Origin of the sequence: Paenibacillus sp. BIHB 4019 (assembly GCF_002741035.1) — a bacterium.
In the GTDB taxonomy this organism is placed as follows: domain Bacteria; phylum Bacillota; class Bacilli; order Paenibacillales; family Paenibacillaceae; genus Pristimantibacillus.
In genome coordinates, this window is sequence record NZ_CP016808.1 from 3714182 (window position 1) to 3731692 (window position 17511).

The following is a 17511-nucleotide window of genomic DNA, read 5'->3' on the forward strand; positions in this document are numbered from 1 at the left end:
ATAGAAGAAAGACGATTGCCCCTGCTAAAAAAGGAGAGGCAATCGTCTTTTTCTTCATTTAAGACTCCGCACCTACAACGTCTTCGCAATATCGACCAGCGATTGCGACATATCGTTAATTTCATCCATGGAGGCGTTCACTTCCTCGGTCAGGGCGGCCTGTGTCTGCGTTAAGCTAGCCATGTTGTGAATGTGCTGGAGAATTTCCTCGATATAATCCTTCATCGTGTTCAAGCTGTTTTCAATATTGACTGTTGCATCGGCGCTGTGGACGGCAAGCTTGCGCACTTCATTGGCAACGACAGAGAAGCCTTGGCCCATCTCGCCGGCACGCGCTGCTTCAATCGCAGCATTGAGGCCCAATAGATTCGTCTGATTGGCGATTTCTTTAATGAAATTAGAAATGTTTTTCGTTTCATCGGCACTATTTTTGGCATGATTGGCAGCTTCGGTCGATTGCTCTTGGGCAACGGCGAGCTCCTGAGCCTGGGTCGTTACATTGTTAATGCCTTTGACCATATCCATAATCGATTGCGAAAGCTGCTCGGTTTTCTCATTCAACAGCTTGACGACATCATCTTTATTTTTCTCATATGTAATATCCCGAATCGTGCCAGCAACGCGCAGTGGTACGCCCTTCGAGTCCCGAATCGTTTCGCCGCCTGCATGGAACCAGCGATATTCGCCATTTTTCAGCTTTAAGCGGTAGTCCAGATCATACGGCGTTTTACCGCTGTAATCGTTCATATGATCCGCAAATCCTTTCACCGTCCGTTCGGCATCGTCAGGATGCAGCCTGCTGCTCCAACTGCTGAATACGTTAGGGAAGTCGCTCTCATCTTGAAAGCCGAGCGTTTTGCGAAATTGGGGCGACCACCAAAATTCATTATTTGGATTAACCACGTCGCCAGCTACAACCGTCATATCCCAAGGAGCTTCGACTAAAGCGCGGTTGATCAGATCGTAGCGAGTAACGAGAGCGGCAGTCTCCTGATCCTTCATTTTCTTGTCATGGATATCGAATAAAGCGCCAGCAACGCGAAGCGGAACGCCCTTCGAGTCTCTTACCGTCGTGCCCGTCGCACGGAACCAGCGATATTGGCCGTTTTTCAGCAGCAAGCGGTATTCCAAATCGTAAGGGACTGTCCCCGTTCGATCGTTCAAGTGGTCGGCAAAGGCAGCGAGTACCCAATCATGATCATCTTTGTGCAGCTTGGACGACCAACTGTCCAGTATATTCGGGAAATCTGCCTCATTGTGATAGCCTAGCATTTTGCGCAGCGCATCGCTCCAAATAAACGTGTTTTTCGGATTGACCGGATCTCCGGCAATGACCTGCATATCCCATAGTCCAACTTGGATAGCCTCCGTTACAAGCTGTAAACGAAGCTCCGCATCTGCGGCCTGCTGGGTCACCATCTGAAGGGCGGCATTAAAATGCTCTACAATGGCTTTCGTTGCGTCTGAATGGACAGCAGGCAGGGCCAATGGAGAAAAATCATGCTGTGAAAATAGCTCGGAGCGTTTTTTGGCTTCTTCTAGCAAGGCTGTCATGGCCTTGGATTGAGCATCCTTGAGAAACATATGGTTGTCCCCCTTTTCATTTGCGAAACTTTTCTATAAAGTCCCAGGTTATCTCCACGATAACACTTAAAAAGCTATATTTCTACAGCATTCGACAAACTTTCATAGGTTTAAATGGCGTCTTTTTTCCTGAATGGCAAAAACGAAGGATAACCGTCCGCTAGACGGCACTTCGAAGGAAGAATGACAGCTGCTAAACTCATAGATTATGATTCAAAGAAAAGCCTTTCAATGGTAATATAGGAGTAATTAGTAGATTATTTTGGGAGGATTTCGGCCTATGAGGTTTGGGCAATCGATTAAAACGAAGCTGATCATCGGCTTTATGGGCGTTATGCTCCCCATTGTCGTATACATGCTCATCAATAATATGTATGCGAAAACAATTGTTCGGGAGAAGGTTTCGGAAACGTATCGCAATACGCTAGATATTTTTGGCGGGCAGATGGATCATAACCTGGAAGAGATCAATGAATATTTGTATCAGATGTCGGTGCTGGATTCCGATGTTGGCCTCCTCACCTCGTTTCCGATGGACAGCGACTGGTATATGCTCACCAAGGTGCAGATCGATTCTAAGCTGAATCGGGACGTTGGCGTGTACAGCCTGCTGGACAGCATTTTCGTCTATCACGAGCATGACATCATATTTGGCACAGACAATGCGGTTTATGAGGATGCGCGGCAAATCATTAAGCAAAATATGGTGCAGATGACGAAGGGAGGACAAGCGCTGCTCAATGACCCCGAAACGTGGGAGGTCAAATACGACGAACGTATTCCCGGGCATTATTTTCTCATTAACTTTATTGAAGTCAGAGATGGGCTTTACGTTGGCGGCATCATTCGAGTGATGGATTTGGAGCGGCTGCTGGCGATTCAATGGAGCGATGGCGACATCGGGAACAACGGCATTTATTTGCGTGAAGGCGATCAGTCCGCCCAGGCGCTGACGGAGCAAGCGCCGCGGCTTCTGAATGGGCAGCTGGCTCCTAGGGCGGAGTCGCCCAATTCGGTCGTCGATCCCGATACGAAGCAATCGTATTTGGTGCTGAACCGCAACAGCAGCTTGGCGAATATCTCCTACAGGGTGCTGGTTCCAGAGCAGACGCTGCTGAAAAGCCTCATTTTTTTCCAAAATGCAGCTTTGCTGGCGCCGTTTGGTTTTCTGCTGCTATTGGGCATTTATTTGCTGTTTATGCGCAATATGCTGTTTAAGCCGCTGCGCGAGCTCATGCTCGGAATGAAAAAAATCGCCATCGGCCAGCTCGATGTCCGCCTTGCGGCGAAGCAGTCGGGGCAATCGCTGGAATTCGCTTTTCTCGGCAACACCTTCAACAAAATGGCGGAGCAAATTACGACGCTCAAAATCGACGTTTACGAGGAGCAGCTGCGCGTCAAGCAGGGGGAGCTGCGGCAGCTTCAAGCGCAAATCAACCCGCATTTTTATATGAACAGCCTGAACATTGTTTATAATTTAGCGGCGCTTGGCGATACGGAATCGGTGAAAAAAATGTCCCTGCATCTTGCCGATTATTTCCGCTTTATTATGCGGTCGAACCGCGACATGATCATGCTCAGCGAGGAGCTGGATCATATCGACAACTATATTACGATTCAGAAAATGCGCTTCCCGGACAAGCTGCAATTTACATATGACGTGCCGGAATTTGTAAGAAACTATAAGGTCGCGGCGCTGACGGTGCAGCCTTTTGTGGAAAATGCCATTATTCATGGGTTCAAAAACCGCCGCAAGCCATTCATCATACATATTGGGGTAGAGGCGCAAAAGGATGGCGGATTTTATTTGACGATTACCGATAACGGAACGGGCTTCTCGGAACCGATGCTGGACAAGCTGCAGCGCAAAATTCCGCTTATCGAAGGCGAGACGAGCAGGCTCGGCATTATGAATGTCATCCATCGGCTGCAATTAATTTATGGCGAACGGGCAGCTATTACGTTTAAAAATGTAGAAGAAGGCGGCGCTGCCGTTACCATTCGATTCCCGGTAGGGGAAGAGGAGCTAATTTCGAATGTATAATTTGCTAGTAGTAGATGATGAGGATATTGCCGTTCGCGGCATTGTGCAGGGCATTAATTGGTCGGATGTGCCGATAGGCCAGCTGTTTACCGCCTGCGATGCGGAGGAAGCCAAAGAAGTGCTGCTGCAGGAAAAGGTGCACATTGTGCTGTCGGATATTGATATGCCTGATTTGAATGGCATTCAGCTATTGGAGTGGGTCAATGAGCATTCTCCTTCCTCGGTCACCGTGTTTTTGACAGGCCATGCGGATTTTAAATATGCGCAGCAGGCGGTGCAGCTGGATTGCTTCGATTATTTGCTGAAGCCGGTCGATCATGAGGTGCTGAAGACCTGCATCCATAACGCGATTGAGAAGGTTGTGGAGCTGGAGGAGCTTGAAGAAATCCGCAGCACCTACAGCCATTATTATGAGCAGTGGAACAAGCAGCGGCCTGCGCTTATTGAGCGTTTTTGGCAGGATATGCTGCATTACCGGGTTTCGGCTGCCCCTGTGCATCTGGATTCTTCGATGGAAACGTACGGCATACCGCTGCGTGCGGATAGTGAAATACGTGCGGTGCTGATCAGCATTGAGCATTGGCGGGAGGAATGGTCGGCGCGCGATGAGGAAATTATGACCTACGGGGTGAAAAATGCCGCGGCCGAGCTCGTGCTGGGCGGCAAGCCCGGGCATATTGTGCACGACGGAAACGGCATTTTGTACGCTCTCTTCTATAGTAATGAGGAGGACGAGCAGGCGATTGCCGCTCGCTGCAAAAATTTCATCCAGCAGGCACGGGGCTTGCTGCATTGCCAGCTGTCTTGCTATATCGGCGCCGCGACGGTGGCCCAGCAGCTTCGCGGCAGCGTGCAGCGGCTGTTTGATCTGGAGCGCAGCAACGTAAATGCGGCCTGCGCCGTTATACACGAAAGCAGCCACAGTATTCAGACATCGAGCGTATCGACAGCTTCACAGCCGCTGCCCTTCACCGATTGGGCGATGCTGCTTGCACCGGGCAAGCGGGCAGAACTGCTGCTGCGCATTGACGAGCATTTTGATCATTTGCAGCACAACAACGGCGATTATACGCAGCTGGCTTCGTTTTATTTCGGCTTTATGAATATGGTATTCCAGTGGCTAAGCAAGCAGGGGGTCGCCATAACCGACGTATTCGCAAAGCGCGAATGGGAGGCAGGCGAGCAAGTGATGAAGTCGCTGCCGCGCATGCGCAGCTGGACGCATCAAGTATGCATGCAGCTAACGGACTATGCCGGAACGGCGGGCAAGGACGTATCGCAGGTCGTAGCCAAGGTGCAGCGTTATATGGAGGAGCATTTGGATGAGCAGTTCAGCCGCGAGCATGCGGCGGAAGCCGTCTATTTGAATCCGGCGTATTTGTCCCGGTTGTTTCGACGGGAAACGGGGCATTCGCTGACAGATTATCTCGTCAGAATGCGCATCGCCCGCGCCCGGGAAGAGCTGGAGAAGACGAATACGAAAATCAGCGATATCGCGGTCATGATCGGCTATTCGAACTTTTCCCATTTTTCCAAGCTGTTTAAGAAAGAGACGGGTCTCACCCCGCAGGAATACCGCAAAAAGGTGCAGCACATTTAGAAGCGTGGTGAAAAAGCGAAGCGGAATGAAAAGGTTGAGCTGGAGAAGCGGCAGCGTTCGCTTAAAGCTTTCCGCAGGAAAGCATCATCGTAAGCCTATCTTTTCATGCAGTGGAGCCTCTTTTTCACCACGCTTCTAAAATAAGTCATTATAGCGTTAATACAGTCACGGAGCCGATAGATGAGAGGCTCCGTTTTTCATTACAATTTAAACATAGAGAGGGATGGAGAAAGGATGAAAATATGACGCTCGCTACCAACATGAGAAGATATTGGATCTTCTATGTCATGATGGCTCCCGGAGTATTGTTTTTGATTTTCAACAACTATATTCCGATGCTAGGAACCGTCATCGCATTCAAAAACGTCAATTATGCCGATGGGATCATTAATAGTCCTTGGGTCTGGTTCGACAATTTCAAGTATTTGTTTAAAACATCAGACGCCTGGATTATTACGAGAAACACGCTGCTTTACAACATTTCGTTCATTATTCTGAATATGATTGTGCCGGTCGCATTTGCGATTATGCTCAATGAGATGAAAAACAAGCTGATGGCTAAGTTTCATCAAGCCGTCATTTTCCTTGCTTATTTTTTATCGATGGTCGTAGTCAGCTATTTGGTATACGGATTCCTGCATGATACGCATGGCTTCGTCAATACCTCCATTATGAAATGGCTGGGACTAGAGCCGCTCCAATGGTATTTCGAGACGAAAATATGGCCGTTCCTGCTGCCAATTATTAATACGTGGAAAAATGTCGGCTATTACACCGTGCTTTATTTGGCGGCTATTATTGGCATTGACGACGAATATTACGAAGCGGCAACGATAGACGGCGCCAGCAAATGGCAGCAAATCAAAAGTGTGACGATTCCGCTGCTTATGCCAACTATTATCGTACTGACGCTGCTGCAAATTGGACGGGTATTTTATGCGGATTTCGGTTTGTTCTTCCAAGTGCCGCGCGAGTCGGGTCCTTTGTTCCCGGTAACGAACGTTATCGACACGTACGTTTACCGCACCTTTATTGCAATGGGCGATATTGGCTTATCGTCAGCAGCGGGGCTGTATCAATCATTGGTCGGCTTCATACTCGTATTCCTGTCGAACTGGTTCGTTCGCCGAATCGACAAGGACAGCGCATTGTTTTAGAGTATGGATAAAAATGGGAGGAAACAAACCTTATGCAAACTGAAATGAGCAAATCGGGCTCGAACCCGTTCAACGCGATTTCGCCTACAGCGAACACGATCATCAACATTGGCTTTATGCTGTATACAATCGCTTGCCTGCTGCCGATTCTTCTAATCGTCATGGTATCGCTATCGAATGAGCAGGATGTGCTGACGAAAGGCTACAGCTTCATTCCAAGTCAAATCGATTTTACCGCTTATAAGTTTCTCTTTACCGATTGGCAGCAAATTTTGCGCTCTTACGGCGTTACGATTTTCGTAACGATTGCCGGTACCATTCTCAGCCTCATTATTATGGCGCTGTATGCGTATCCGATTTCGCGGACGGACTTTCCGCACCGCAAGTTTTTCACCTTCTTTATTTTCTTCACGATGCTGTTCAACGGCGGGCTGGTGCCTTGGTATCTTGTCTACGTGAACATGCTGAATTTGAGGGACAACATTTGGGCGCTTGTGCTGCCGCTGCTCGTCTCTGCGTTTTTCGTGCTCGTCATTCGCACGTTTTTCCAGTCGACGATTCCCGTAGCCATTCTCGAAGCAGCCAAAATCGACGGAGCGAGCGAGATGCTGATTTTCTTCCGTATCGTCACGCCGCTTTCACTGCCGGTGCTGGCAACCGTTGCGCTTTTCAGCACCGTCAACTACTGGAACGATTGGTTCCTCAGCCTCGTCTTTATTACCGATGACAAGACGCTGAGCATCCAATATCTTATGTACAAAATGCTGCTCAACATTCAGTTTCTGGCGAGCAACAGCAACGCGGCATCGGCCATTGCCGCAGCGGGAGGCCAAGTCTCCTTCCCGAATGAAACAGTGCGTATGGCTATGGCGATTATGGGTATTGGGCCGATCGTGTTCGCTTATCCGTTCTTCCAGAAGTATTTTGTAAAGGGTTTGACCGTCGGCGCTGTAAAAGGCTGACGGCGGGCTCTGCCTGCTAAGGGCTTTAACCGGATCAATGCCGGTGCAAGCATAGATTTATCATTTTTGGGGAGGTCAATGGGGATATGATTAGAACAAATAAGGGAGTGCTTGGCGTTACCACCACGATGCTCACTTTTGCTTTATTGCTGAATGCTTGTTCTGGCGGCAGTGGTGCGGCGAATGGAAATGCTTCACCAAGCAATGCAGGAGAAGCAGCGGCAAGCCCAGCTGCATCCGAGGCGGCAACACCAGCTGACAATGGAGCTGCGGGCTTGGAGCCGTATACGATTAAACTCGTGTACACAGGAGCACCACAGGCAGATGAAGCGAAAGTGGAAGCGAAGCTTAATGAATATTTGAAGGATAAAATCAATGCTTCCATTGATTTAATGCCCATCGATTGGGGTCCGTGGGATGATAAAATCAATCTCATGATCGCTTCGCGCCAAAAGGTTGATATTATTTTCACCGCACAATGGAATAAGCATGCCGTTAACGTTGCAAAAGGCGCATTCCTCGATTTGGGCGATCTGCTCAAGGAAAATGGCCAAGATATTTTGAAAACGCTTGATCCTGTATTTTTGGAAGGCGCGAAAATCAACGGCAAAAACTACGGCGTTCCAACGAATAAAGAGCTTGCAGCGCAAGGCGGCATCATTTACCGCAAAGACATTGCCGATGAGCTTGGCATCGATATGACGGCCGTAAAAACGATTGCTGATCTTGACAACGTATACAAAGTTGTAAAAGAGAAGCATCCGGAATTGACTCCGCTTTATTTGAAAGACGGCGAGACGTTCAACTCGCATTATTTCGGCAATTATGACGCGCTGGGCGATACGTCGATCCCGGGCATTATTTTGAAAGATGAAGATGGCACGACGGTTAAAGCGAACTATGATGTAGCGCGTTATGTCGATACGCTTAAGCTGACTCGCGACTATTTCAAAAAAGGCTACATTAACAGCGACGCAGCAACGAACCAAACGATGAACTACGATGCTATGAAAGCAGGCAATGTATTCTCGATGACTTCGTCGCTGAAGCCAGGCAAAGATAAAGAGCTTGAGAACCAGACAGGAATGACTGGCAAGCTTGCTCAGCTGGAACTGAACACGAAGACGATTGCGACTTCGGAAACAGCTGGCTCGATGCTAGGTATTTCCTCCACTTCGGAGGATCCTGCCCGCGCTATGATGTTCATCAATCTGCTTCACTCGGACAAATATGTCAACAATCTGCTTAACTTTGGTATCGAGAATGACCATTATACGAAGGTTAGCGATGAAGTGATTAAGTCCACTGATAATACGAAAAACTACAACCCAGGCGCAGCTTGGATGTTCGGCAGCCAGTTCCTGAACTATGTATGGGAAACTGAGGACCCGAACAAGTGGGAAAAATTCAGAGAGTTTAACCAAAATGCCAAAGTTTCTCCTGGCCTTGGCTTCGTCTTCGACGGCGAGTCTCTGAAAGCGGAGATCGGCGCAGTTGTCAACGTCGACAAACAATATTTGACGGCACTTGAAACAGGCTCGGTCGATGTGGATAAAGTACTGCCGGAATATACAGCGAAGCTGAAATCCGCAGGCATCGAGAAAATCATTGCTGAGAAGCAAAGCCAGTTTGACAAGTTTTTAGCTAGCAAATAAAGGCGAAACGGCCGAAAGCCGTCCTCTGGCGGCGCGGCGCGTTTCAGTTCGAGACATATAGAGAAAGGATAGCATTACGATATCCTGTTCTATATATTAAAAAATACCGGTAGACAACGTAATTCAAGCGAGCGGGCAGCCTCCTCAGGTAGAGGGGGCTGCCCGCTTGTTTTCACATAAAAAACCGCACTAAGACTGCGGTACGGCATGCCTCCCCGACCAAGGTCCAGTGCAAAAACAGCCGCAGGTCCATTTTAGAAACATGCAAAACAACCTACAATAAGTACATAAGCAACACCGCAACAAACGAAGCAAACGAAGCAAATGAAACAAGCGAAACAAAGCAAGAAGCACAAGGAACTAACAAACGATTGGGTTTGCGGCATTTCACAATTCACAACACGGAAGGCGGTGACAAACAAATGGCAAATCAAAAACTGCTTGGTGTTATCCTGGCGATAGTAGGAAGCTTCATCGTTCTTAAATTTCTCGGCGTACATCTTGGTGGATTAATCGGCTTCCTGTTCCCTTTCATTCTGATCGGCCTAGGTGTTCTTGGCTGGAGCAACAATAAGAAATGGATCGGCGGCATTCTCATAACGATCGGTGCACTCGGTGTTTTCTCAAAATTTTCAGGCTTGATCCTGCTGGTCTTGGCCGTTGGACTCGTCGTTTACGGCGTTTCGCTTCTGAAAAAAAGCAGCTATCGCGGTTACTAATCAAATATAGATGGAGATTAAGGAGGGAAGCCAATGAGCATTATGCGTAGAGTTCGCGACATCACGGTCGCCACACTAAATGAACGATTGGAAAAAGCAGAGGACCCCGTTAAGCTGATTGACCAGTTTCTCTGGTCGACAAGGGAAGACATTTTGCAGGCGGAACGCTTATATGAGCAATATACAGGGCACACCAACCACTTGAAGATCCAATGGCTGCAAGCTGAGCAGCAGAAGGAGAAGCGTGAGCAGCAAGCGATGACTGCTTTGAAGGCAGGCGAGGAGCAGCTGGCAAGGCTGGCGCTTCACGAGAAGGCAAGCAGCGAGGAGCGCGCAGCGCAATACCGCGATTTGTACGAGCAAAGCAGGTTGAATACGCTCGGCCTTGAAGAGCAGCTTCGTGAAATGCGCAGTGAATACCAATCGGTTTATGATAGACGTGAATATTATGCAGCAAGAATGGAATCGCTAAGGTTGCAGCAGCGAATGAATGCACGGTTTAGCGGAATTGGCGAGCAAGGCGCACAGCCGGGCAGCATGTTCAGAAGGCTCGAAGACAGCATCAGCAACATGGAGCTGGAAGCGAAGAGCCTGCATGATTTGCGCCGGATGGGCAGAGAATTCGCTACCGAAGCAGGCCATTCGATTCAATCGGCAATCGAGCAAGAGTTGGAGCAGCTCAAAAGGAAGCTGCAGAAGGAGGGCTGATTGATTTGAAGAAACTATACCGTTCGTCACGAGACAGCAAACTATTCGGCTTATGCGGCGGGATTGCCGAAGCCTACAATATAGATGCAACTCTGCTCAGAATTTTACTCATCGTAGTGACCATATTCTCGAGCGGAATCGTTATTTTTATCTACTTACTGGCTGGTCTGGTCGTTCCGAAGGAGCCGCCTTATTACAACAATGGCGGATTTGGAAATGGATTCGGCAACGGTTACGGCAATGGCGGTCAAGGATCGCAAGGCAATGGCTACGGCTATGGCAGCGGCGGTGCTGGTGGAAACCAAAACTTCGGTTCGCAATTCCAAGGCTCGTTCACGAAAGGGCCACAGCAGCAATGGAACGGTCAAACTGGTCAGACGCCGCCAAACCCATCCTCGTCGCAATTTGACAGCATGTTTGAGGATTTGGAGAAAAAGGCACTACGTAAAGAAATCGATGAATTACGCGCAAAATTAGCCAAACACGAGAAGGGAGAGTTATAATTATGGGAATCTTCAAAAGAATGAAAGATATGACGAAAGCATCGGTGAATGAGGTATTGGACAAAATGGAGGATCCGGTTGTGATGCTCAATCAGTACCTGCGTGACATGGAAGCGGAAATTCATTCGGCAGAGGTTACAGTAGCGAAGCAAATCGCCAACGAGCGCCGCATGAAGCAGCGTTTGGAGGAAGCTGTTCGCAGCACGGCTGACCGTGAGTCGAAAGCAGAAGCGGCTATCCGCAATGACCAGGAGCAGCTTGCCCGCAAATTGCTGGAAGAGAAATTGTTCTTCGATCAAAAAGTAATTGAGTACACGGATCTGTATGCTCAATCCAAATCGCAAGCAGAGGAGCTGACTCAGCAGCTGCACGCGCTGAAAGACGAGTTTTATCAGCTTCGCAACAAACGCAATGAGCTGGCTTCCCGTGCTCAAGTCGCGAAAGCGCAAAAGCATATTGCTCAATTGACGACTACGAATACCATTGATAAAGGCACAGCTTCCAGAGGCTTCAACCGTATGGAAGAGAAAATTTTGCAAATGGAAGCGGAAGCGGATGTATTGCGCACACCGTATTCCTACAGCGGTACGGCTGCACCATTTAATGCAGTAGAAGCCGAAAAACAGCTTAAAGTGGATGAGCAGCTGGATGCGCTCAAAAACAAGCTGAAGCTGGATAAAGCACCGCAGGAATAATACAACCCGCAGGATGAGAAGAGAGCGGACCGGGCAACCGGTCTGCTCCTTCTTGCTTGTCGTTTAAGGAGTGAGCAGGTTGGCCGAAGAGAAGCCCTTGCAAGGAGATCAGCCTATTACGCAGCAGCAACAGGATCAAAGGCCGCCGTTATCAGGCCCAAGCCATCATCAGCAGAAACTGGGCGGCCAGCGCAATGGGCGGGACGCAGCCAATCGGCGCAAAAACTTAACGGAGTCGCTCCTATGGCTTCTTATTATACTTAGCCTCGCAGTCATTATGCTGCAAGGCATCGGTTATGTGAATTTATTTACGCTGCAGGCGAAATGGGCGGTTATTGGGCTTGCGATTACTGGAGCAGCAATGGCAATTGTTGCTTTGAACAATTATTTGCAAAATTCGAAGCTGCGTGAGGTCATTAAGCGGTTGACCGAGCAGCAGCGCAAACGCAGCTATCCGGTGACGATTGATTCAGCTGAGCATGATGAGCACTCCGAAAGCATACAACGGGAAGAGCAGGATGATGTATGGACGGAGAAGGTTAAATTTTCTGCGGTTATTGAAGAACGCCAGCGGCTTGCGCGCGAGCTTCACGATGCGGTCAGCCAGCAGCTATTCGCAATTTCGATGACGGCGACGGCGGTCAGCCGGACGATTGAGCGCGATTGGGAACGAGCGCGCCGGCAGGTGCAGCTGATTGAAGAGATGGCCTCCGTGGCCCAGTCGGAGATGAGAGCGCTGCTGCTCCATTTGCGGCCCGTACACCTCGATGGCAAAAACCTCGCTCAAGCACTGACGCTGCTCGTTGGAGAGCTTAAGGAAAAAGTGCCGATGACAATTGATTTGTCGTTGGATGATTCCATAACGATGAAGCCGGCGGCGGAGGATCATTTGTTCCGCATTGCGCAGGAGGCATTGTCCAATACACTTAGACATGCCAAAGCGGATACAATGGACATAAAGCTTTATCGGGAGGATGGAGCGGTATGCATGCTGCTTCAGGATAGCGGTGTAGGCTTTGATTTGGAGCAGAAGAAGAAAACCTCCTATGGCTTGCTCACGATGGAGGAGCGGGTTAATGAGCTGCGCGGCAAGCTGTATATGTCATCACGCCCTGGGGAGGGCACGCTGATTCATATTACGGTGCCGCTGGACATAAATGGGTAAACACTGAAAAGGACGAAAGTGGGGGAGCCGTGTGGAGTCGATGGAACAATTAGCTGCACCCGTAAAAGTGCTGCTGGTAGATGATCACGAGATGGTGAGAATCGGCCTTGCTGCCGTATTGGATACGGAAGAAGGCATAGAAGTAGTCGGAGAAGCAAGCAACGGGTATGACGGTATTCGTATGGCCCAATCGTATAAGCCGGATGTTGTGCTGATGGATTTGGTGATGGATGGCATGGATGGCGTGGAGACAACAGCGAAGCTGCTGGAATTGTACCCGGATTGCAAGGTCATCGTTCTGACGAGCTATCTCGATGACAGCAAGTTGTATCCGGTCATTGAAGCCGGTGCGTTCAGTTATTTATTGAAAACATCGAGAGCGAACGAAATCGCGGATGCGATCCGAGCGGCCGCACGCGGGCAATCGGTGCTGGAATCGCAAGTAGCGGCGAAGATGATGAGCCGCATGCGCCAGCCTAAGCAGCCCGTCGTAGCTCCGCTGCATGATGATTTGACCGACCGCGAGATGGATGTGCTGAAGCGGGTCGCACAGGGGATGTCGAATCAGGAAATCGCGGATGAGCTGTTCATTGGGGTGAAAACCGTAAAGTTTCATATTACGAACATTTTCAATAAGCTTAACGTAGATGACCGGACACAGGCTGCCATATACGCACATAAGCAAGGAATTGCCGAATAGGAGGCAATTTCCTTGCTTATTTTTTTGAATTTATTTGGAAAGGTATTGGTTAGCCTTCATCGTTCAGCAGCAGGCCGCTTGGGGGAAGCGGATAATGCATTTTCATTGAGCTGTAGTAAGTGGCGTATGGCTGCGTACGCTCGGCACTATTTTTCAAGAGATCGGTTGTCCGGATTTCGTCGCCGCCGAGCGACAACGCCTGCAGCAGCGTCGTCATTAGTCCGTAGGGGCCTAGAAGCTGGCGATACAAATGCTGGCCTGACAGCGGGTACTCGCGGTAGATAGAAGCGGCAATGGCAGGACGCAGCATCCAGCGGCTTGTGATGTCGTCCCGAATAAAGCCGACCAGCTCCGCCGCATGATGGTTCATGGCCTGCTGCGCACGATCCCACAGCGATGGCTTAATGTAGCGGGCTACCTGTACAAAAGCTTGCTGCAGGCGATTCATGACGCCCGTCAGCTTCGTCAGCTGTTCGACAAGGCAGCGCTCGTTGAAATCATTGCGGATTTTGAGAGCAATGACCTGCACCTCTTTGTGGGCTTGTCTATATTGTTCGAGCCAGACGGCCGCATGGCCGGCAGCTTCGCGATAAGGATCATTCCAGTCAAAATCATGCTCGGGAGGCCGTTGAAACTCCATGTCCCTGTAGGGATAACTGGCGTAAGGCGTGATGCGCTGTATAGGCTCGAAGATGGCTCTCCGGTTCGTACGTTCGATAGGGCGGATGGACATTTCAATAACCTCCTTCAATCGGTTTTCTGTAGTTAGCATAAAGGATGACAGCTGCAAATACTGCTGAAAATCGCTGTCGAAAGCTGGCTTATTAAATAAGCAGGAACAAAAAGGCAATTAGGGCCAGGTCAATGGCGAACGCGCCGCCATACGGCCAGTTGTACCCCGGGTTATAATTATAGTAGTAGGGATCATAAGGATAAGCTTGGGTTTGAGCGACTTTTTCTTTGGCTGTTTTGCTTGCTTTGCCTTTCTTTTTGCCTTTGGCCTTATCGGCTTTAGGGGATTCGGCTTCGGCCAGCATCTGTGCGCCCGGTTGTTCATTCAGCGTAAGCTTGCCGCCTCGGCAGTGGCTTAACACCCCGAAATGCCTTGCGCCGTCATGGGTCACAATACAAACAGGCATTCCGCAAAATCGCGATATGACGCCTTCTTCAAGCGGATAAATTTGTTCCATGTACGAGTTACCTCCTATTGGGCTTTATGCTTTTGCAAGCAGTATATTCACCTACAGGCGGTTGTGTATGGATGTTTACCCAGATGAGCGAAGAAAGCAGCCTATCTACTGTAAATTCCCCTTTTTCTGCCTAATTCAAACAGCAATCGCGTTTTTAAATAAGCGGCAAGCTTAAATGTAAGGCTAGAGGCTCAAAGGATCACAGGCAAAAATAAATATATCGCTCCTGTTCTTTTATGGAATTTCATGTAAAATGGAAGCGTTATCCATGATTTGGAAGGCTATGTAGACCAAGGAGGCTGATGTGTTCGATGGCAAAGCTGAACAGGTACACGGAACCGGATAAAATAAAGCGGCGCAGCCGAATCGGCGTGCTGGCAGCAGCAATGGTATTGCTTTTTGGCGCGGTATGGGCGCTCGTTAATCAGGACAAGCTGACAACAGAGGGGAAAGCGGAGGGCAGCTTGCTTCAGCATGATGTTAAGCAAATGTGGAGCTGGAGCGATGGGCTGCTGGAGACCGGAGCGCCCGGGGCAGGCTGGACGCTGCGCTGGTATGCGAGCGGAGAGGCAGCTAAACTGCGGGAGCAGCTGTTTCCACGCTACGAGGGCGATGCGGAAGGGGAACTGAGCACGCTGCTGCCGGAAGCAGGCGGCAAGCTGTCTATGAGCGTGACGGCGTCAGCCGGGCAAGGGAAACAGCAGATGCTGCTGCTTTTTTCCACCGAATCAAGCAAACAAGCAGATCAGCATAAGCTGCTTTCAGCTATAGACCATATCGAGTCTGCTATGAGAAGGACAAATATTTCTTATGATGGAGGAATAACCATCAGAGGCTTGACAGAATATAATAATGTGGCAGAGAGGCTTGCGCAGCTTGCAGCCGCCGAACAGGTGGACCGGTACGATGATGCCGGGACGGTGAGCGAAAGCTTTTTTACTGGCGGGCTTAAAGCTTCTGTAAAGACTGGCGGCAAGGAGGCGAATATGCAGGTTGCGGTGCATAAAGGAACGGATACGGGACAGCTGGAGGTCGTCATTGGAATCCCGCTGATTTCGGGAGATTACAGCGCCTCGCAATAGATGAAATATTGTGATGGAATCAGGAGAAATAACGATCGTTATTAGTTTTTTTTATGGTGGATTGCGTAGCAGTTTCAGGATTAATATGTTAAACTACATACCATGCAAAGACGTATAAAAATTCATAGGAAAGAATGAGGAATATGGAGCAAAATACGAATCCCGAAACGCTATCGCCGCAAGGCGCCGTATATTATTTGTTTGGAGCAACAGGCGATTTAGCTAAGCGCAAATTGTTCCCTGCCCTGTTCAGCTTATATAAAGAAGGAAAATTGTCTGAAAAATTTGCGGTCGTAGGCCTTGCCCGCAGACCTCGCACGAATGAGCAGTTCCGTTCGGACGTTTATGATTCCATTGTGGAATTTTGCCGTTACAAGGCGGATGATGCCGAGCTATGGAATCGTTTTGCCGAGCATTTCGAATATATGTCGCTGGATATTAATACGGTGGACGGCTTCCGCGAGCTGAGCAAGCTCTCGGAGCAGCTGGAAGCTAAATTTGATATTCCAGGCAACCGCTTATTCTACTTGGCACTTGCGCCTGCGCTGTTCGGACCGGTGTCCTTCAACCTGCGAGACGGCGGGCTGCTGGAGTGCAAGGGCTGGAGCCGTGTCGTTATTGAGAAGCCTTTCGGCTACGATCTTCCATCCGCACAAAAGCTGAATGACCAGCTGAGCCAAGTGTTCAAGGAAGAGGAAATTTTCCGCATTGACCACTACTTGGGTAAAGAAATGGTGCAAAATATTCAGGTTATCCGTTTTGCTAATGCATTTTTTGAGCCGTTGTGGAATAATAATCATATCGCCAATGTGCAAATTACGCTGTCGGAAACGGTTGGCGTAGAGGATCGCGGCGGCTATTATGACAAATCCGGTGCATTAAGAGACATGGGCCAAAACCATATGCTCCAAATGCTCACGATGATTGCAATGGAGCCGCCTAGCCGTCTGCATGGCGAAGATATTCGCGATGAGAAGGTGAAAGTGCTGCGCTCGCTGCGCAATTACAAAACCAGCGATGAGGTTCGCGAGAACGTCGTTCGCGCCCAATACAGCGAAGGCTCGGCTCGCGGCAAGGAATTGGCCGGCTATCGCCAAGAGGATTCCGTTAATCCGGAATCGACGACGGAAACGTATTTCGCAGCTAAAGTAGCGGTGGATAACTTCCGTTGGGCTGGCGTTCCGTTCTATATCCGTACAGGCAAACGCCTGCCGGTGAAGACGACTGAGGTTGTTATTGAATTCAAGTCGATGCCGCAAAACGTTCTGTTCGCGCAGCGTCATGATCTTGCGCCGAATTTGCTCGTCATCCGGGTTAACCCGATGGAGGGCATCTACATTAAAGTCAACGCCAAGACACCTGGTGCCGACAATTCGGTACAGCCTGTGGCAATGGAATTTTGCCAAAGCTGCCAAATCGGCCTGAACACGCCTGAAGCGTATGAGCGCCTGATCCACGATGCGGTACGCGGCGATTCTACGTACTTCACCCGCTGGGACGAAGTAGCACAAGCATGGGAGTTTGTTGACAAAATCGCTCAAGCATGGGGCGAGGACAAGAAGGATCTGCAAGCTTATCCTGCTGGCTCATGGGGTCCGGAAGCGGCAGATAAGCTGCTTGCTGAGGATGGCTTCCACTGGTGGCCAGTCAATGGACAGGACGAAGACAAAGTGATCTGGATTACGAACAGCGGCAAGTAAGGAGCTGCGAGGAAATTAGCGGTGTTTTATTTCGTCGCAGTTTCTAA

At 49.4% G+C, this 17511-nt stretch carries 16 protein-coding genes; 13 read left to right on the forward strand and 3 right to left on the reverse strand.

What is annotated here, in order from left to right:
* Positions 1-72: 72 nt before the first annotated feature.
* Positions 73-1584 (reverse strand): methyl-accepting chemotaxis protein, encoded by a 1512-nt coding sequence (locus tag BBD42_RS32675; RefSeq protein WP_099518980.1) that lies wholly within the window; start codon positions 1582-1584, stop codon positions 73-75.
* Between the two features lie 280 nt (positions 1585-1864).
* Between BBD42_RS32675 and BBD42_RS16125 the strand changes: the two genes are divergently transcribed.
* The 11 genes from BBD42_RS16125 (at position 1865) to BBD42_RS16175 (ending at position 13492) form a co-directional block, all read left to right on the forward strand.
* Positions 1865-3628, forward strand: a complete 1764-nt coding sequence (locus BBD42_RS16125; RefSeq protein WP_099518981.1) for a sensor histidine kinase — start codon at positions 1865-1867, stop codon at positions 3626-3628.
* Complete coding sequence (locus BBD42_RS16130; RefSeq protein WP_099518982.1) at positions 3621-5228, forward strand: helix-turn-helix domain-containing protein; 1608 nt, start codon at positions 3621-3623, stop codon at positions 5226-5228. Before BBD42_RS16125 ends, BBD42_RS16130 begins: the two co-directional genes overlap by 8 nt.
* Positions 5229-5470: 242 nt before the next feature.
* A complete protein-coding gene (locus BBD42_RS16135) occupies positions 5471-6385 on the forward strand; it encodes an ABC transporter permease (RefSeq protein WP_237163114.1) in 915 nt (304 codons plus the stop codon).
* 32 nt (positions 6386-6417) lie between these two features.
* A complete protein-coding gene (locus BBD42_RS16140; RefSeq protein WP_056040981.1) occupies positions 6418-7347 on the forward strand; it encodes a carbohydrate ABC transporter permease in 930 nt (309 codons plus the stop codon).
* 86 nt (positions 7348-7433) lie between these two features.
* A complete protein-coding gene (locus BBD42_RS16145) occupies positions 7434-9002 on the forward strand; it encodes an ABC transporter substrate-binding protein (protein ID WP_099518983.1) in 1569 nt (522 codons plus the stop codon).
* Between the two features lie 422 nt (positions 9003-9424).
* On the forward strand, positions 9425-9721 hold the full coding sequence (locus tag BBD42_RS16150) for a LiaF transmembrane domain-containing protein (RefSeq protein WP_056040985.1): 297 nt from the start codon (positions 9425-9427) through the stop codon (positions 9719-9721).
* A 33-nt stretch (positions 9722-9754) separates the two neighbouring features.
* The gene (locus BBD42_RS16155) at positions 9755-10429 is read left to right on the forward strand and encodes a PspA/IM30 family protein (protein WP_046232873.1); all 675 of its coding nucleotides are present in this window, start codon (positions 9755-9757) and stop codon (positions 10427-10429) included.
* 5 nt (positions 10430-10434) lie between these two features.
* Positions 10435-10932: a PspC domain-containing protein gene (locus tag BBD42_RS16160; RefSeq protein WP_063892659.1), complete on the forward strand. Its 498-nt coding sequence runs from the start codon at positions 10435-10437 to the stop codon at positions 10930-10932.
* A gap of 2 nt (positions 10933-10934) precedes the next feature.
* On the forward strand, positions 10935-11627 hold the full coding sequence (locus BBD42_RS16165) for a PspA/IM30 family protein (RefSeq protein ID WP_056040988.1): 693 nt from the start codon (positions 10935-10937) through the stop codon (positions 11625-11627).
* A 79-nt stretch (positions 11628-11706) separates the two neighbouring features.
* A complete protein-coding gene (locus BBD42_RS16170) occupies positions 11707-12792 on the forward strand; it encodes a sensor histidine kinase (RefSeq protein ID WP_237163115.1) in 1086 nt (361 codons plus the stop codon).
* A gap of 40 nt (positions 12793-12832) precedes the next feature.
* Positions 12833-13492, forward strand: coding sequence for a response regulator (locus tag BBD42_RS16175; RefSeq protein ID WP_056040989.1), 660 nt, complete (start codon positions 12833-12835; stop codon positions 13490-13492).
* 49 nt (positions 13493-13541) lie between these two features.
* On the opposite strand, the gene BBD42_RS16180 is transcribed toward BBD42_RS16175, so the two are convergent.
* Positions 13542-14225 (reverse strand): hypothetical protein, encoded by a 684-nt coding sequence (locus BBD42_RS16180; RefSeq protein ID WP_099518984.1) that lies wholly within the window; start codon positions 14223-14225, stop codon positions 13542-13544.
* Between the two features lie 91 nt (positions 14226-14316).
* Positions 14317-14682 carry a hypothetical protein gene (locus BBD42_RS16185; protein ID WP_099518985.1) on the reverse strand — a complete coding sequence of 122 codons (366 nt, stop codon included), beginning with the start codon at positions 14680-14682 and terminating at the stop codon, positions 14317-14319.
* A gap of 311 nt (positions 14683-14993) precedes the next feature.
* Here BBD42_RS16185 and BBD42_RS16190 point away from each other — a divergent pair, with 311 nt between their 5' ends.
* Complete coding sequence (locus BBD42_RS16190) at positions 14994-15764, forward strand: YwmB family TATA-box binding protein (RefSeq protein ID WP_172455519.1); 771 nt, start codon at positions 14994-14996, stop codon at positions 15762-15764.
* A 143-nt stretch (positions 15765-15907) separates the two neighbouring features.
* Positions 15908-17464: a glucose-6-phosphate dehydrogenase gene (gene zwf / locus BBD42_RS16195; protein WP_099518987.1), complete on the forward strand. Its 1557-nt coding sequence runs from the start codon at positions 15908-15910 to the stop codon at positions 17462-17464.
* The last annotated feature ends 47 nt before the right edge of the window (positions 17465-17511 follow it).

Bases quoted from the DNA above. Each gene is read 5' to 3' on its own strand.
- BBD42_RS32675 (WP_099518980.1), bottom strand. From the start codon at position 1,584: ATGTTTCTCAAGGATGCTCAATCCAAGGCCATGACAGCCTTGCTAGAA.
- BBD42_RS16125 (WP_099518981.1), top strand. From the start codon at position 1,865: ATGAGGTTTGGGCAATCGATTAAAACGAAGCTGATCATCGGCTTTATG.
- BBD42_RS16130 (WP_099518982.1), top strand. From the start codon at position 3,621: ATGTATAATTTGCTAGTAGTAGATGATGAGGATATTGCCGTTCGCGGC.
- BBD42_RS16135 (WP_237163114.1), top strand. From the start codon at position 5,471: ATGACGCTCGCTACCAACATGAGAAGATATTGGATCTTCTATGTCATG.
- BBD42_RS16140 (WP_056040981.1), top strand. From the start codon at position 6,418: ATGCAAACTGAAATGAGCAAATCGGGCTCGAACCCGTTCAACGCGATT.
- BBD42_RS16145 (WP_099518983.1), top strand. From the start codon at position 7,434: ATGATTAGAACAAATAAGGGAGTGCTTGGCGTTACCACCACGATGCTC.
- BBD42_RS16150 (WP_056040985.1), top strand. From the start codon at position 9,425: ATGGCAAATCAAAAACTGCTTGGTGTTATCCTGGCGATAGTAGGAAGC.
- BBD42_RS16155 (WP_046232873.1), top strand. From the start codon at position 9,755: ATGAGCATTATGCGTAGAGTTCGCGACATCACGGTCGCCACACTAAAT.
- BBD42_RS16165 (WP_056040988.1), top strand. From the start codon at position 10,935: ATGGGAATCTTCAAAAGAATGAAAGATATGACGAAAGCATCGGTGAAT.
- BBD42_RS16175 (WP_056040989.1), top strand. From the start codon at position 12,833: ATGGAACAATTAGCTGCACCCGTAAAAGTGCTGCTGGTAGATGATCAC.
- BBD42_RS16180 (WP_099518984.1), bottom strand. From the start codon at position 14,225: ATGTCCATCCGCCCTATCGAACGTACGAACCGGAGAGCCATCTTCGAG.
- BBD42_RS16185 (WP_099518985.1), bottom strand. From the start codon at position 14,682: ATGGAACAAATTTATCCGCTTGAAGAAGGCGTCATATCGCGATTTTGC.
- BBD42_RS16190 (WP_172455519.1), top strand. From the start codon at position 14,994: ATGGCAAAGCTGAACAGGTACACGGAACCGGATAAAATAAAGCGGCGC.
- zwf (WP_099518987.1), top strand. From the start codon at position 15,908: ATGGAGCAAAATACGAATCCCGAAACGCTATCGCCGCAAGGCGCCGTA.